Raw genomic sequence first — 15,598 nt, forward strand, 5'->3', positions numbered from 1 at the left:
TATGAGGCGAAGGGATATGAATTTTATCGGGGTTGATATCGGTGGTACGGTCACCAAAGCCGGTATATATAATGAGTTAGGGCAAGAGATTCACGTGGCGTCGCAATATGCGCAGGTATTATCCGAGCAGCCGGGCTTTACTGAGCGGAACATGCATGAACTATGGGACACCGTTTGTCGCGTGATAAAAAAAGCGCTGTATGAAAGCCAGGTGCCGCCGCTAAGCATCGGCGGGATCGGTTTCTCCTCGCACGGCAAAGGGCTCTACGCGATTGACAAAAAAGGCGAACCGGTGCGCAACGGGATTATCTCATCCGATACCCGGGCGCTGGCGTTTGTCAAAAAATGGTATCGCGAAGGTATAGACAAGCTGGCATACCCAAAAGGATTGCAGCAGCTGTGGACCGGACATCCGGTATCGCTACTGGCGTGGCTGAAAGCGCATGAACCGGCCAATTATGACAAGATCGATGCCGTTTTAATGGTGCACGACTACGTTCGTTTCCGCCTGACCGGCGAGGCGACGGCGGAGATCACCAATATTTCCGGCAGCAATTTTTATAACCAGTTTACCGCCCGCTATGACCGCGACATGATGGCGCTGTTTGGCATTGAGGAAGTGGCGGATAAAACCGCGCCGGTGGTGAACTCGACGGACTGCGTGGGCCACATTACCCTGCAGGCCTCGCTGGACTGCGGTTTATGCCCGGGGACGCCGGTTTTCGGCGGCTTTTTCGACGTGGTCGCCTCCGCCGTCTCCTCGGGCATTGATCGGGCGGATACTCTGAGCGCGGTGGCCGGAACCTGGAGTATCGCCACCTCGGTGACGGATAGTATTATTGCCAGCGACTTTCCCTACATCTGGGGGAAATACTGCATTCCGGGCAAATATTTCGTTCACGAGGGCAGCCCCACTTCGGCGAGCAATCTCTCCTGGTTTGTGAAGCAGTTTTTCCCTGACGATGACCGCTGCTACGACCATTTCGAAAGCTGGATCGCGCAAGATACCGACAGCAACCTCATTTTTTTACCCTATTTGTTCGGTTCCAATCTGGCGATGGATCTGCCCGGCGCGCTGGTGGGCCTCGCGGGGCATCATACGAAAAAGGATATTATTGCGGCCATCTATCGCGGGATCGTTTTTTCTCACCTGGTGCATCAGGACCGCATTATTGAACTCAATCGGGATATTCAAAAAATTCGCTTTACCGGCGGGCCGAGCCAGTCGAGAGGCTGGACGCAGATGTATGCCGATGCAGCCAATCTTCCGCTGGAAGTGGTAGATATCGAACAGGCCGGCTGTCGAGCCGCCGCGCTGTGCGCGGCGGCCGGTAGCGGAGCCTATGCTAACTTCAGCGAAGCGATTGCCGCCACGCAGCCCGAGGTGGTCTGCTATCAACCCGACGGCAATCGGCATCAGCAGCTGCGCGAAGGCTACGCCCGTTACTTAGCGGTCGCGCAAAGCCTCTCCAGGGCGACGGGAGCGGCGCAATGAAACCCAGACTTGGCATCTACGAAAAAGCGCTCCCCACGGCGCTGGACTGGCCGAAACGCTTCGAAATGGCGGCCGGCCTGGCGTTTGATTTTATCGAAATCTCCGTTGACGAAAGCCCCGAGCGGCAGGCCAGGCTGCACTGGAATCGGGGGCAGCGGCTGGCGTTCGTGGCGGACAAAATCAACAGCGGCATTGATGTGCCGAGCATGTGCCTCTCCGCGCACCGCAGCCATCCCTTTGGTAGCGTCAATCGCGATACACGGCTCAAGGCGCGGGAACTGATGCTGGATGCGCTGGATTTTGCCAGCCATGTCGGGATCCGCAACATCCAGCTGGCAGGCTATGACGTCTATTACGAATCCTCTTCGGCGCAAACCCGGGAATACTTTATTGAGGGCATCAACTGGGCGGTGGCCGAAGCGGCGAAAGCGCAGGTGATGCTGTCGATGGAAATTATGGATACCGCCTTTATGAGCAATATCTCCCGCTGGCTGGATCTCGAACGTAAGGTTTGCAGTCCGTGGTTTTGTGTCTACCCGGACGTTGGCAACTTAAGCGCCTGGCAAAACGACGTTCCCGAAGAGTTGAGTAAGGGCATTCATAAAATCACCGCCATTCATTTGAAGGATACCCAGCCCGTTTCGCACGCTTCGCTGGGGCAGTTTCGCGATGTGCCATTCGGGACCGGCTGCGTCGATTTTACCGAGATATTTCGCACGCTCTCGGCGCTGAACTATCGCGGCGCCTGGCTGATTGAGATGTGGGCAAAAAATGATGGCCTGGATAGCCAGCGAATCGCCGAGGCGAAAGCGTGGCTAACGGATAAATACCAGCAGGCGTTTCGTCCGCCCCAGTATGAAGGCATTGCGAATTCAGGAGTGAAGTATGTTGGATAACCTCAAGCAGGCGGTTCTTGATGCCAATCTGGCGCTGCCGAAATTTAATCTTGTGACCTTTACCTGGGGTAACGTCAGCGGTATCGATCGCGAGGCCGGGCTGGTGGTGATCAAACCCTCCGGCGTGGAATATGCCGTGATGACGGCCGAGGATATGGTGGTGGTGGAGCTGGCGACCGGCAGGGTGGTGGAGGGGCGCTATAAGCCCTCGTCGGATACGCCGACCCATCTTGAGTTGTATAAGGCGTTTAGCGGCGTGGGCGGAATTGTGCATACCCATTCGCGTCACGCGACGATTTGGGCGCAGTCGGGCAGGCCGCTGCTGGCGATGGGCACCACCCACGCCGACTATTTTTATGGGCCGATCCCCTGTACCCGCCCGCTCAGCGATGATGAAATCCGCGGTGATTATGAAACCAATACCGGTCACGTGATTATCGAAACGCTGGGCGCGCAGCATACCGATCCGCTCAGCGTACCCGCCGCGCTGGTCCACGGCCACGGCCCATTTGCATGGGGAAAAGATCCGGCGAACGCGGTGCATAATGCGGTGGTGCTGGAGGAGATTGCCTATATGAATATGTGGACCCGTCAGCTGAGCATTGACGAACAGCCGGTCTCTACGACGCTGCTGGATAAACACTATTTGCGTAAACACGGGGCAGGGGCCTACTACGGACAATAATCGCCGGCATTCCCCGGATGGCGGCGTAAACGCTTTATCCGGGCTACCGATTTATAGACGACGACGGGCCTGTAGCCCGGTTAAGCGAAGCGCGAGCCGGGGATCCGCTAAGGCATAAACCGGTAGCCGATCCCGGTTTCGGTCAGCAGATGTTGCGGGCGCGCCGGGTCGGCCTCCAGCTTCTGTCGCAGATGTCCCATATAGATCCGCAGATAGTGGCTGTGTTCCACCGCGTTCGGCCCCCAGACCTGGTTGAGCAACTGCCGCTGGGTCAGCACCTTTCCGGGATTATTGAGCAGTACCGCCAGCAGGCGAAATTCAATTGGCGTCAGATGGATCTCTTCGTCGCCGCGAACGATGCGGCGGGAGGGGATATCGACTTCGACATCGGCAAAACGCACCAGCGGCTCATCGGCCTGGGCGCCGGCATGGCGGCGCATTGCCACCCTCAGCCGCGCCTGCAGTTCACCGATACCAAAGGGTTTGCTGAGATAATCATCGGCGCCGGCGTCAAGCGCGGCGATTTTGTCCTGCTCTTCGGTGCGTGCCGAGAGGACGATAATCGGCATCTGGCTCCACTGGCGAACCTCGCGAATAAACGCGTTACCGTCACCATCGGGCAGGCCGAGATCGAGAATGGTTAAATCCGGCTTGCGGGTCGCGGCTTCGATCAGCCCGCGCTGCAGCGTTTCCGCTTCAAATACGCGCATGCCGTCCGCTTCCAGCGCGGTGCGCAGAAAGCGGCGGATAGCATGCTCATCTTCGATGATCAGAACGTTAATCACATTTCCTCGGCTAACTCTTCCAGTTCAGGGGGCGCTTCTCTCGGCAGTGTAACACGGAAACAGGCGCCGCCTTGCGGGCGCGTCGCGGCGCTAATCGTTCCGCCGTGCACCTCAACGATCGCCTGGCAAATCGCCAGGCCCAGACCGACGCCGGGGATCGCCGACTCTTTATTACCGCGGGCGAATTTATCAAAGATAGCCTGTTCCTGCCCGGCAGGAATACCCGGTCCGTTATCCCAAACCTCAAGCAGCAAATTGTGCGTGTCGACATGCGCGGTAATGCCGATTTGCGCCTCTGCTCCCGCGTACTTCACCGCGTTTTCCAGCAGATTAATCAGCACCCGTTCAAACAGCGGCCCGTCGACGTGAACCAGCAGCAGCGGGTCCGGCAGCGCGAGCTGAATATGCCGGCCGCCAAGCCCCGGCTCCAGCATACGCAGCGCGCTACCGACCACCTCTTCCAGCGTTAGCCACTCTTTATGCAAATTAAAGCCGCCGGATTGGATCCGCGCCATATCGAGGAGATTATTCACCAGCCGGGTGGTGTTGAGTACATGCTGGCGAATCTCATTGGCCTGCGGCGCGTGTTTCGACCCTTCGCTGGCGAGATCGAGCGTCAGGATTTCCGCCTGGCCGAACAGCACCGTTAACGGCGTCCGCAGATCGTGGGACAGCGCCGCCAGTAGCGAGTTACGCAGGCTTTCTCGTTCGCTGTTCAGCCGCGCCTGCTCTTCGCTGGCGGTAAGCGTCAGTCTCTCCAGCGCGCTGGCGACCAGCAGGGTGAAGGTTTCCAGCAGGCGCTGCTGTTCGGGGATCATCAGCTGGCGCAGGTTGGCGGGTTCCACAACCAGCAACCCCCAGGTGCGGGCGGCGCTTTTCAGCGGCAGGATTTGGTACGGCACGCCGGGTAGCGTATCGGTACCCGCGCCGGCGGGCTGTCCCTTATCGAAGCTCCAGCGGGCAATGGCGTCATCCCAGGTGATGGCCGCCGTTTGCTGAGTTAGCGGAGAGAGCCGGTTTGTTTCATCGGGCAGCAGCAGCTGGCTGCGCGCCTGAAACGTCGAGGCGATAAAGCGCTCGCTGGTGGCGGCCACATCCTCACGGCTGCGGCCCACCGCCAACGCTTTTGACATTTCATACAGATGCCGGGTGCGCTGTTCGCGATAGCGCGCCACCCGCGCCTGGTAGCGTACGCCGGCGGTGAGATTGCCGATAAGCAGCCCGACGGTGAGCATCACGCTAAAGGTCAACAAATACTGCACATCGGAAACCGCCAGCGTGCCGCGCGGCGCGACAAAAAACAGGTCGAAGCTGACCACGTTAATCACCGTCGCCAGCACTGACGGCCATCGGCCGTACAGGAGGGCGATAATCACCACGCCGAGCAGATACAGCATCACCAGGTTGGCGGCTTCAAAAGCCATCAGCCACTGCATGGCGACGACGGTTATCACCGCGCACAGAGCGATGGCGACGACGCATCCCTGGAGCTGCAAACGCCATTTTTCCATTGCGGTCCGGCCATCGCTGGCGCGAGCGGGCAGGGGAGCGGCCTTTTCATCCAGCGCGATCACTACCAAATCGAGGTCCGGCGCGTGGCGGGCCAGACGATCGGCGAAGCCGCTGCGGTCCCACCAGCGCCTTTTTTGCTGGCGACCAATCACTATCTTGCCGAGATTATGTTCGCGGGCGTAGTGCAGAACGGCCTTCTCTTCAGAAGGATCGGCGAGGGTGGCGGTTTCCGCTCCCAGCTCCTGAGCCAGCCTGAGCGCGGCGAGGATCGCCCGCCGTTTCGCTTCCGGCAGGCGATGCAGAGAGGGGGTTTCTACATACACCGCATGCCAGACGCTCCCCAGCCTGGCCGCGAGGCGGGCAGCGGCGCGAACCAGCTTTTCGCTGCCGGTGTTGTGGCCGATGCAGAGCAAAATGGCGTCACGGGTGTGCCAGACTTTTTCCTGTCCCTGACGATCGCGCCAGGCGCGCATTTGCTCATCGACCCGATCGGCGGTACGGCGCAGCGCCAGTTCGCGCAGGGCGATCAGGTTGCCCTTGCGAAAGAAGTTCTCAATAGCCCGCTCGGCCTGGCCGCCGATATAGACTTTCCCTTCATTGAGCCGCTGGCGGAGATCGTCGGGAGGCAGGTCGACCAGTACCACATCGTCGGCGGCGTCGAAGAACGGATCGGGGACGGTTTCACGGACCTGCACGCCGGTAATGCCGCTGACGACGTCGTTCAGGCTCTCCAGGTGCTGGACGTTAACGGTGGTAAACACGTCGATGCCAGCTTCCAGCAGCTCTTCGACGTCCTGCCAGCGTTTAGGATGACGGGAGCCGGGCGCGTTGCTGTGCGCCAGCTCATCGACCAGGATCAGCGCCGGGCGGCGGGCCAGCGCGCCGTCAAGGTCAAACTCTTTAACGTAGCGCCCGCGATGGGAGAGGCGGCGCTGGGGCAGGGTGCTGAGCCCCTCAAGCATCGCCGCTGTCTCTTTACGCTCGTGGGTTTCCGCCACGCCAATCAGAATATCCAGACCCTGGGCGCGCAGCCGCTGCGCTTCCGCCAGCATCGCCCAGGTTTTCCCCACCCCTGCGCAGGCGCCAAAAAAAACCTTTAGCTTACCGCGATGCGGGGCGGCGGTGTGTTGCAGCAGGCGGTCAGGGTCCGGACGCAGCGGCTCGTCACTCATTTCACTTATCCTTCAGGGCATCCAGCGACATATTCAGCTGCAGTATATTTACCACAGGTTGGCCGAGAAAGCTGAGCAACGGTTTTTGCGTTGCCTCGTTGACCAGCTGCGTGACCTGCTCCACGCTCAGCTGCCGGGCTTTGGCGACGCGCGGCGCCTGCCACAGGGCGGCGGACGGGGTCAGACTGTAATCCAGTCCGCTCGCCGAGGCGGTGACCAGCTCCACCGGAACCCTGGGCGTGGCGTCCGGGTTGGCGGCGCGCAGGGCCTGCACTCGTTCGCTGATGGCTTTATCCAGCGCCGGATTGCTGGCGGCGAGGTTGCTGCCGCCGGATGCCAACGGATTATCCGGCATCTCCGCCGTGGCGGAAGGGCGCCCCTGGAAATAGCCCGGCGCGGTAAAGTTCTGCCCGATAAGGCTTGAACCGCGCACTTCGCCGTCAATCCTTAGCAGCGAGCCGTTGGCCTGCTGCGGGAACCACCACTGCCCTAGCGCGGTGGTTAATAGTGGATAGACGCCGCCGGTAAGCAGCGTTAACAGAATAAACAGCACAACAGCAGGACGAATCAATGACATGGTTTTTTCCTCACATCAGCCCGGTCAGGGTCAGTAACAGGTCGATCGCTTTGATACCGATAAACGGCACCAGCAGTCCGCCCAGGCCATAGACCCACAGGTTGCGGCGCAGCATCGCCGAAGCCGTCAGCGGCTTATAGCTCACCCCCTTCAGCGCCAGCGGGATCAGGAAGATGATGATCAGCGCATTAAAAATCACCGCGCTCAGGATCGCCGAAGAAGGCGAATGCAGATGCATCACGTTAAGCATCGCGAGCGGCGGATAGACCGCGGCAAAGGCGGCCGGAATAATGGCAAAGTACTTCGCCACGTCGTTGGCGATACTGAAGGTGGTTAATGAACCGCGGGTCATCAGCATTTGTTTACCGATATGCACGACCTCGATCAGTTTGGTGGGGTTGGAGTCCAGATCCACCATATTACCCGCCTCTTTCGCCGCCTGGGTACCGGAGTTCATCGCGACCGCGACGTCGGCCTGCGCCAGCGCCGGGGCATCGTTGGTACCGTCGCCAGTCATCGCTACCAGCCGTCCTTCCGATTGATACTGGCGGATCAGCGCCAGCTTGGCCTCCGGCGTCGCTTCGGCGAGAAAGTCGTCCACGCCCGCTTCCGCGGCGATAGCGGCGGCGGTCAGGCGGTTATCGCCGGTGATCATCACCGTTTTAATCCCCATTTTACGCAACTGGGCAAAACGCTCTTTGATGCCGCCTTTGACGATATCTTTTAGCGAAATAATCCCCAGCACCCGCTCGCCTTCGGCGACCACCAGCGGCGTGGCACCAAGACGCGCCACCTCTTCAACCTGTTTATCGACATCGGCCGGGAAGTGGCCGCCGTTAGCCTCAACGTGGCGGCGAATGGCATCCACAGAACCTTTGCGGATCATTCGCTGGTCAATGTTAATCCCGCTCATCCGGGTCTGGGCGGTAAATGGCACGAAGGTGGCGTGCAGCGATTGCAGATCGCGCTCGCGCAGATTAAAGCGCTGTTTTGCCAGCACCACGATGCTGCGGCCTTCCGGCGTTTCATCGGCCAGCGACGACAGCTGTGCGGCATCGGCAAGGGTTTTCTCTTCCACGCCCTGCGCGGGCAGGAACGCTGAAGCCTGGCGGTTGCCGAGAGTAATGGTGCCGGTTTTATCCAGCAGCAGAACGTCGACATCGCCCGCCGCTTCAACCGCGCGTCCGCTGGTGGCAATCACGTTCGCGCCGAGCATGCGGCTCATCCCGGCGACGCCGATCGCCGACAGCAGACCGCCGATAGTGGTGGGGATCAGGCACACCAGCAGCGCCACCAGTACCGTCACGCTGACCGCGTTACCGCTCCAGGCGGAGAAGGGCCAGATGGTGGCGGTGGCCAGCAGGAACACCAGGGTCAGGGCGATAAGCAGGATCGTCAGGGCGATTTCATTCGGCGTCTTGCGGCGCTGGGCGCCTTCAACCATGGCGATCATCCGGTCAAGGAAGGTTTCGCCGGGATTGACGCTGCAGCGGATCACCAGCCAGTCGGAGAGGATACGCGTCCCGCCGGTCACCGAGGCGAAGTCGCCCCCGGACTCACGGATAACCGGCGCGGATTCGCCGGTAATGGCGCTTTCATCCACCGATGCGCCGCCTTCGATAACTTCGCCGTCGCAGGGAATAATATCTCCGGCTTCGACCAGCACCACGTCGCCTTTACGCAGATCTTCAGCGGGCACGTGGTCAATTTGCGCATCGTGCTGCGGCGCGCGCAGCTTACGGGCAAAGGCGGTCTTTTTGACCCCCTTCAGGCTGTTGGCCTGCGCTTTACTGCGGCCTTCGGCCATCGCTTCGGCGAAATTGGCGAACAGGACGGTGAACCACAGCCAGAGACTAATGGCGGCGGTAAAACCGGCGCTGCCGGCGATATGCCCGCTCGCCATGGCGATAGCGAGCAGGGTGGTCAGCAGGCTGCCGATCCAGACGATAAACATCACCGGGTTACGCCACTGTACGGCAGGACTCAGTTTTTTCACTGCGTCCAGCAGCGCCTGGCGCACCAGCGTCGGCTCCAGCAGGGCTAATGATTTGCGACTCATAACAGGTTGCTCCGCAATCGCTTAAAGTAAGGAAAAGTGTTCCGCCAGCGGGCCGAGTGCCAGCGCGGGAATAAAGGTCAGGGCGCCCACCAGCAGTACGGTGCCAATTAGCAGGCCGATAAACAGCGCGTCGTGGGTGGCGAGCGTACCGCTGCCGGCGGGCTGTATTTTCTTGGTCACCAGCGAACCGGCAATGGCCATCACCGGGACAATGACCGCGAAGCGGCCAACCAGCATGCAGAACGCCAGCAGCAGGTTCCAGAACGGCGTCGCCGCGCTCAGGCCGCCAAAGGCGCTGCCGTTGTTGTTGGCAGCGGAGGTGACGGCGTACAGCACTTCGCTAAAGCCGTGCGGTCCGGGGTTGAACATACCCGCGCGCCCGGCCTCGGTCATCATTGCCAGCGCCGTGCCGAGCAGCACCAGCGTCGGGGTTACGAGGATCGCCAGCGCGATCATTTTCATTTCGCGGACGTCGATCTTTTTGCCGAGGTATTCCGGGGTGCGGCCAATCATCAGACCGGCGATGAAGACCGCCAGCATGACGAACAGCAGCATGCCGTACAGGCCAGAGCCCACGCCGCCGAAGACCACTTCACCTATCTGCATCAGCCACATCGGCACCATCCCGCCCAGGGCGGTAAAGGAGTCATGCATGGCGTTGACCGCGCCGCAGGACGCGGCGGTGGTGACCACGGCGAACAGGCTGCTGGCGAGAATGCCGAACCGGCTCTCTTTGCCTTCCATATTCAGGCTGCTATCGGCGCCCAGGCTCAGCAGATGCGGGTTACCGCGCGTCTCCGCCCACATCACTACCGCCACGCAGACGATGAAGATCAGCGCCATCGCCCACAGAATCGCGCGTCCCTGACGGCGGTCGCCCACCACCTCGCCGAAGGCGAAGCACAGCGCCGCCGGGATGAGAAAGATCGCCAGCATCTGGACCAGGTTGGTCAGCGCGGTGGGGTTTTCAAACGGATGCGCCGAGTTGGCGTTAAAGAAACCGCCGCCGTTGGTCCCCAGCATTTTTATCGCTTCCTGCGAGGCCACCGGCCCCATCGGCAGCATCTGGCGTACGCCTTCAAGGGAGGTAAATCCCTGATTAGGCGCAAAACTCTGCGGTACGCCCTGCTGAATAAAGAACAGCGCAATCAGCAGCGAAATGGGCAGCAGCAGCCAGAGAGTAATGCGGGTCAGATCGACCCAGGCGTTACCCAGGGTGCTGACCTTCTGCCGGGCGTAAGCGCGGGTGAGGGCAAAGATCACCGCGATGCCGGTGGCGGCGGAGAGGAAGTTTTGCACCGCCAGCCCGGCCATCTGGCTAAGGCTACTCATGGTGGCTTCACCGGCATAGGCCTGCCAGTTGGTGTTGCTGACAAAGCTCACTGCCGTATTCAGCGCCAGATCCCATGACAGACCGGGCAGATGCTGCGGGTTAAGCGGCAGCGAACCCTGGAACATCAGCAGCGCGAACAGCGCCGCCAGACCCAGCGCGTTAAACAGCAGGATAGCGAATAAGTATTGATACCAGTTCATCTCCTGCGAACGAATGCCCGCCGCCCGCCATAAACCGCGTTCGATACCGGCCAGGCCCGGTAGCGGGACATCATTGATCATCGTCGCCAGCGCCGTGCCCAGCGGACGAGCCAGGATCATCAATAGCAGAATAAAGCTCGCGATGAGCAAAAATCCTTGAGCGGCCATCAGAATGCCTCCGCGTGTGTCAGGGCATAAACCAGATAAACCAGCAACAGGAACACCAGCGCTACGCCAGCGATTACGCCTGCAGTCACAATCCACCTCCGGGTGTATTTTCGATTTACGAGGAGAATAGGCAGTCGGGCGCAAAGATTTCGCAAAAATCAGCGACGGGGGTGTAAAAAAAATATAAAAATACCAAGCCCACAACTTAACTAATGGTTAGTATTAATTTAACTTTTTTGTAACTGAGTTACCGGATGAATGTAAATAAAGGCTAAATAGGTGCTTTTTAGTGGTCGGATGAGTAGTAAAATTACAGCCAAAGCGGTACTATTTTAAGCAGAGAAACATTGTAACTTTTCCGGCTTTGCTTGCCGGCCTGACAAAGGGGAGAGAAATTATGGCGTTGTACAAAACTTATCCTGCTCATATCATCTTTGCGCGTCGCGCTTTCGCCGTGACGGCTGGCGTGCTGGCGCTGCCGGTAATGCTGTTCTGGAAAGACCGCGCGCGTTTTTACAGCTGGCTGCACCGTGTGTGGGCAAAAACCAGCGAACAGCCGGTATGGATGGCGCAGGCGGAAAAGGCCTCCGCAGATTTTTATTAACCTTTGCAGATGGCCGAACGGCTAAGCCTGCTGAAGCGCAGGCGCTGCGCCTAAGAATTTTGTTATCAATCACGCCGCCGGTTTATCCGGCGGTTTTTTTTTGCCCGGAGTGGCTTACACTTATTAACCTCCCGCAGGCTAAGCCGGGGGGATAGCTGTTTAGACGTCGTATATATCCATTTTAATGATGAAAGGAATGTTATGGCCACCCATCTGGTCTGGTTTCGCGCGGATTTGCGCATGCACGATAATCTGGCGCTCGCTGCCGCCTGCCGCGACCCCCATGCAAGGGTGCTGGGGTTGTTTATCGCCACGCCAGGGCAATGGCGCCAGCACGGTATGGCGGCGCGCCAGGCGGCATTTATCGTTAGCCATCTTCACAGCCTGCAAGCGGCGCTGGCGGAAAAGGGGATCCCGCTGCACGTTGAACAGGCGGAAGATTTTGCCGCCAGCGTAAAACTGCTCGCCAGCTTCTGCGGACAGCAGCAGGTCACACATCTGTTTTACAACTATCAGTACGAAATTAACGAACGCCAGCGCGATGCCGCGGTGGAAAAAAACCTGACCGGAGTGACTTGTCAGGGTTTTGATGACAGCGTCCTGCTGCCGCCAGGCAGCGTACTGACCGGCAATCGCGAAATGTATAAGGTGTTTACGCCGTTTAAAAATGCCTTTCTTCGCCGTTTACAGGAAGCGCTGCCCGAGTGCGTCGCCGCGCCGAAAGCTCGCGCGTGTGGCCCCATCGCTGCCGTGTCTGATGTGAAAATAGACTATCCGCAGACGCCCTTCGACGGCGAGCTGTTCGCCGCGGATGAAAAAAGCGCTATCGCCCGGCTCCGCGGTTTTTGCCAGCAAAAAGCGGCCGATTATGAACAGCAGCGCGATCTTCCCGCCGTCGAAGGAACCAGCCGGCTGTCGCCATGCCTGGCGGTGGGCGCGCTCTCGCCGCGCCAGTGTCTGCACCGTTTGCTGGTTGAGCAGGCGCGGGCGCTGGATGGCGAAGCCGGGGCGGTATGGCTCAACGAGCTTATCTGGCGCGAGTTTTACCGTCATCTGATGGTTTACTACCCAAACTTGTGTAAAGGTCGCCCTTTTATCGACTGGACCGATAACGTGGCGTGGTTGGATGATAAATCCGCGTTTCAGGCCTGGCAGCGCGGACAGACCGGCTTCCCGATTGTTGACGCCGCGATGCGTCAGCTCAATGCGACCGGCTGGATGCATAACCGCCTGAGGATGATTGTCGCCAGCTTCCTGGTTAAAGATCTGCGTATCGACTGGCGGCTGGGCGAGCGCTACTTTATCGAACAGCTTATTGATGGCGATCTGGCGGCGAATAACGGCGGCTGGCAGTGGGCGGCATCCACGGGTACCGATGCCGCGCCCTATTTTCGTATTTTTAACCCGACGACCCAGGGAGAACGCTTCGATAAAGCGGGGCGGTTTATTCGTCACTGGCTGCCGGAGCTGGCCGGAGTGCCAGAGAAAGCGGTGCATCAACCGTGGCTGTGGGCGGAAAAGCAGGGCGTAAGGCTGGATTATCCGCGCCCGATTGTTGACCACAAGCAGGCGCGGCTGGAGACGCTGGCGGCCTGGGAGGCCGCCAGAGAACTTAAGACTCCATCGCCAGGCGACGAGCCCTGATCTTAACGGAGTGATACAGCCAGATCGCCAGCACCAGGCCGACGCAGGCTAGCGCGCCCCAGGTTATCTGGCTGAACACCTCAATGTAGGCGTTAATCGAGTAGTTGATGGCCCCGGCGGCGTCGAACGACCCCTGCGAGGTCTGGTCGGCAATCACCCCCGCCAGATAGTTGGCGATAGCGCCGGAGAGCAGCATATAAATGCCGGTCAGCACGCCGGTCACGCCGGGGATCTGAATGCGGGTGATTTGCGACATCGCTACCGGGTCGATAAATAGTTCGGCAAAGCCCATCACCGCCAGACCTAATACCATCAGCGGCATCGAGGAGTGGCCATAGGCGGCTGACCAGCGGGCGCTGAGGGTCAGGATGCAGAACCCGGCGCTCATCAGGCCGAGGCCCAGCGCGAATTTGCCCCAGATACGTACGGTACGGTTGCCGTTGATATTCTCTTTCACCAGCCACGCCAGCACCACTCCGCAGAGCATCACCGCAAAGGCGTTGACCGACTGGAACATCGCGGTCGGTATTTCATAACCCATAAAATGCCGATTAACGAAACGGTCGATGTACAGGCTGATGGAGCTGCCACCCTGCTGCGCAAAGGCCCAGAACAGTAGACTGAAGCAGGTGAGCACCATAATCAGCCGCAGATCTTTACGCTGCCCGGCGGTCTCCGCGCGCAGGTAGATCCGCGTCAGTACCGCCAGACCGATAACTGTCGCCACAATCAGCGCATAGACCGACCACTCCTGCCAGAACAGCACGGTGATTAGCAGCGGCGCGGCGATCAGCAGCACCAGCAGCCAGCCCCAGTTTGGTAAAACAAAGCTCCGCGCCCGCAGCGCTTCGCGATTGACGCCCCGGGTATGGCGGAAATGGCGGTTGCCGCTGAGGAAAATGACCAGCCCGGCGATCATGCCTACCGCCGCCAGCGCAAAGCCCATCGCCCAGCTGTACTCCTCCTGCACGTAGCCGCAGGCGATTGGCGCAATGATAGACCCGACGTTGCCCGCCGCGTACATCAGCGAAAAACCGCCGTCGCGGCGCGGGTCGGTGGGTTCATACAGTTCGCCGAGAAGGCAGCTGACGTTGGATTTAAACAGCCCGTAGCCGCAGACAATAATCGCCAGCGATAGGTAGAGGAAGGTGGGGGCGATTTCGCTCGCGCCGAGCACCAGATGGCCGATGGCCATCAACAGCGCGCCGAGCATCACCGCCATGCGGTTGCCCAGCAGCTTATCCGCCAGGAAGCCGCCGAGAATCGGCGTAACGTAGACTAAAGAACAGTAGGCGCTGAACAGCGCATAAGCATGATTATCGTCATACTTGAGCTGATTGGTGAGATAAAGAATCAGCAGCGCGCGCATGCCGTAAAAGCTGAAGTATTCCCAGATTTGCAGCGCGACGACGTAATAAATCGCCCGCGGCTGTGAGGATTGTGTGTTCATGTAATGCTTTGTCCTGCCATAAAAAAAGAAAGTCGATCTTTCTGCATGAATAACTATCAACTAGTGATATTCATGGCGTTATAGGCTTTCTGGTTATTTAATATGCTGTAATAGTGCATAAATATACACGAATGCGCGCAGGAGGGAGTAGACAAATTGCGGGATTTCGCGAAAAGTCAAAATGGACGGCGAAGCGGCAGAACTATCGACTGACCGGGCGGATACCGTTATGTTATCCCTCTGCATAGAATAATGACCTGGTGGAGCGGCAATGAAAAATAGTGAACTGGAACAACTGATTAATGAAAAGCTGAACAGCGCGGCCATCAGTGATTACGCCCCCAATGGGCTCCAGGTGGAAGGGCGCGAGACGATACAAAAAATCGTCACCGGCGTAACCGCCAGCCAGGCGCTGCTGGATGAAGCTGTGCGCCTGGAGGCCGATGCGGTGATTGTCCATCACGGCTATTTCTGGAAAGGTGAATCGCCGGTGATCCGCGGTATGAAGCGCAATCGCCTCAAAACGCTGCTGGCTAACGACATTAACCTCTACGGCTGGCACCTGCCGCTTGATGCCCACCCGGAACTGGGCAATAACGCCCAGTTGGCGTCGCTGCTCGGCATCAACGTGATGGGCGAAATCGAGCCGCTGGTGCAGTGGGGCGAACTGTCGATGGCGGTATCGGGCCTGGAGTTGGCTTCGTGGATTGAAGCGCGGCTGGGACGCAAACCGCTGTGGTGCGGCGACACCGGGCCGGACAAAGTCGTCCGCGTGGCGTGGTGCACCGGCGGCGGCCAGAGCTTTATCGACAGCGCCGCCCGCTTTGGCGTCGACGCGTTTATTACCGGTGAGGTTTCAGAGCAAACCATCCACTCGGCGCGCGAGCAGGGGCTGCATTTTTACGCTGCCGGGCACCATGCTACCGAGCGCGGCGGAATTCGCGCGTTAAGCGAATGGCTAACGGAAAATACCGAACTGGACGTCACGTTTATTGATATCCCGAACCCGGCCTGATGA

The 15,598-nt window shown here is 59.3% G+C and carries 13 protein-coding genes; 6 read left to right on the plus strand and 7 right to left on the minus strand.

The window, feature by feature from the left end:
- Nucleotides 1-16: 16 nt before the first annotated feature.
- From KCG39_RS26560 to araD, 3 genes are read left to right on the plus strand one after another with little or no spacing between them, the layout of a single operon-like run.
- Nucleotides 17-1,495 carry an FGGY-family carbohydrate kinase gene (locus tag KCG39_RS26560; protein WP_049115039.1) on the plus strand — a complete coding sequence of 493 codons (1,479 nt, stop codon included), beginning with the start codon at nt 17-19 and terminating at the stop codon, nt 1,493-1,495.
- Nucleotides 1,492-2,391: an L-ribulose-5-phosphate 3-epimerase gene (locus tag KCG39_RS26565; protein WP_004130498.1), complete on the plus strand. Its 900-nt coding sequence runs from the start codon at nt 1,492-1,494 to the stop codon at nt 2,389-2,391. Before KCG39_RS26560 ends, KCG39_RS26565 begins: the two co-directional genes overlap by 4 nt.
- Complete coding sequence (araD, locus tag KCG39_RS26570) at nt 2,381-3,076, plus strand: L-ribulose-5-phosphate 4-epimerase (RefSeq protein ID WP_004130499.1); 696 nt, start codon at nt 2,381-2,383, stop codon at nt 3,074-3,076. Before KCG39_RS26565 ends, araD begins: the two co-directional genes overlap by 11 nt.
- 107 nt (nt 3,077-3,183) lie before the next feature.
- Here the strand turns inward: araD and kdpE are convergent, their stop codons facing one another.
- The 6 genes from kdpE to kdpF are packed head-to-tail and all read right to left on the minus strand — an operon-like array spanning nt 3,184 to nt 10,971.
- Nucleotides 3,184-3,861 carry a two-component system response regulator KdpE gene (kdpE, locus tag KCG39_RS26575; protein ID WP_049115036.1) on the minus strand — a complete coding sequence of 226 codons (678 nt, stop codon included), beginning with the start codon at nt 3,859-3,861 and terminating at the stop codon, nt 3,184-3,186.
- Complete coding sequence (gene kdpD, locus KCG39_RS26580) at nt 3,858-6,545, minus strand: two-component system sensor histidine kinase KdpD (RefSeq protein WP_211811500.1); 2,688 nt, start codon at nt 6,543-6,545, stop codon at nt 3,858-3,860. Before kdpD ends, kdpE begins: the two co-directional genes overlap by 4 nt.
- Nucleotide 6,546: 1 nt before the next feature.
- Nucleotides 6,547-7,122 (minus strand): potassium-transporting ATPase subunit KdpC, encoded by a 576-nt coding sequence (gene kdpC / locus KCG39_RS26585; protein WP_004130505.1) that lies wholly within the window; start codon nt 7,120-7,122, stop codon nt 6,547-6,549.
- Between the two features lie 10 nt (nt 7,123-7,132).
- Entirely contained in the window at nt 7,133-9,181 is a 2,049-nt protein-coding gene (gene kdpB, locus KCG39_RS26590; protein WP_004130506.1) for a potassium-transporting ATPase subunit KdpB, read from the minus strand.
- 21 nt (nt 9,182-9,202) lie between these two features.
- Nucleotides 9,203-10,882 (minus strand): potassium-transporting ATPase subunit KdpA, encoded by a 1,680-nt coding sequence (gene kdpA, locus KCG39_RS26595; protein ID WP_004130507.1) that lies wholly within the window; start codon nt 10,880-10,882, stop codon nt 9,203-9,205.
- On the minus strand, nt 10,882-10,971 hold the full coding sequence (kdpF, locus tag KCG39_RS26600) for a K(+)-transporting ATPase subunit F (protein WP_077252547.1): 90 nt from the start codon (nt 10,969-10,971) through the stop codon (nt 10,882-10,884). Before kdpF ends, kdpA begins: the two co-directional genes overlap by 1 nt.
- 305 nt (nt 10,972-11,276) lie before the next feature.
- Here kdpF and KCG39_RS26605 point away from each other — a divergent pair, with 305 nt between their 5' ends.
- Together KCG39_RS26605 and phrB are read left to right on the plus strand one after the other, a co-directional pair.
- Nucleotides 11,277-11,486, plus strand: a complete 210-nt coding sequence (locus KCG39_RS26605; protein ID WP_162626030.1) for a YbfA family protein — start codon at nt 11,277-11,279, stop codon at nt 11,484-11,486.
- A gap of 201 nt (nt 11,487-11,687) precedes the next feature.
- The gene (phrB, locus tag KCG39_RS26610; protein WP_142467800.1) at nt 11,688-13,130 is read left to right on the plus strand and encodes a deoxyribodipyrimidine photo-lyase; all 1,443 of its coding nucleotides are present in this window, start codon (nt 11,688-11,690) and stop codon (nt 13,128-13,130) included.
- On the opposite strand, the gene dtpD is transcribed toward phrB, so the two are convergent.
- Nucleotides 13,099-14,580, minus strand: a complete 1,482-nt coding sequence (gene dtpD / locus KCG39_RS26615; protein WP_004132624.1) for a dipeptide permease DtpD — start codon at nt 14,578-14,580, stop codon at nt 13,099-13,101. The two genes, phrB and dtpD, sit on opposite strands and share 32 nt — an antisense overlap.
- A 271-nt stretch (nt 14,581-14,851) precedes the next feature.
- On the opposite strand from dtpD, the gene KCG39_RS26620 reads away from it, so the two are divergent.
- Nucleotides 14,852-15,595: a type 2 GTP cyclohydrolase I gene (locus KCG39_RS26620; protein ID WP_142467799.1), complete on the plus strand. Its 744-nt coding sequence runs from the start codon at nt 14,852-14,854 to the stop codon at nt 15,593-15,595.
- The last annotated feature ends 3 nt before the right edge of the window (nt 15,596-15,598 follow it).

It is taken from the genome of Klebsiella pasteurii (assembly GCF_018139045.1).
Classification (GTDB): domain Bacteria; phylum Pseudomonadota; class Gammaproteobacteria; order Enterobacterales; family Enterobacteriaceae; genus Klebsiella; species Klebsiella grimontii.

Excerpts from the sequence above, each read along its gene's own strand:
- KCG39_RS26565 (WP_004130498.1), top strand. The coding sequence starts at position 1,492 with ATGAAACCCAGACTTGGCATCTACGAAAAAGCGCTCCCCACGGCGCTG.
- kdpD (WP_211811500.1), bottom strand. The coding sequence starts at position 6,545 with ATGAGTGACGAGCCGCTGCGTCCGGACCCTGACCGCCTGCTGCAACAC.
- kdpA (WP_004130507.1), bottom strand. The coding sequence starts at position 10,882 with ATGGCCGCTCAAGGATTTTTGCTCATCGCGAGCTTTATTCTGCTATTG.
- phrB (WP_142467800.1), top strand. The coding sequence starts at position 11,688 with ATGGCCACCCATCTGGTCTGGTTTCGCGCGGATTTGCGCATGCACGAT.
- kdpB (WP_004130506.1), bottom strand. The coding sequence starts at position 9,181 with ATGAGTCGCAAATCATTAGCCCTGCTGGAGCCGACGCTGGTGCGCCAG.
- dtpD (WP_004132624.1), bottom strand. The coding sequence starts at position 14,580 with ATGAACACACAATCCTCACAGCCGCGGGCGATTTATTACGTCGTCGCG.
- araD (WP_004130499.1), top strand. The coding sequence starts at position 2,381 with ATGTTGGATAACCTCAAGCAGGCGGTTCTTGATGCCAATCTGGCGCTG.
- KCG39_RS26560 (WP_049115039.1), top strand. The coding sequence starts at position 17 with ATGAATTTTATCGGGGTTGATATCGGTGGTACGGTCACCAAAGCCGGT.
- kdpC (WP_004130505.1), bottom strand. The coding sequence starts at position 7,122 with ATGTCATTGATTCGTCCTGCTGTTGTGCTGTTTATTCTGTTAACGCTG.
- KCG39_RS26620 (WP_142467799.1), top strand. The coding sequence starts at position 14,852 with ATGAAAAATAGTGAACTGGAACAACTGATTAATGAAAAGCTGAACAGC.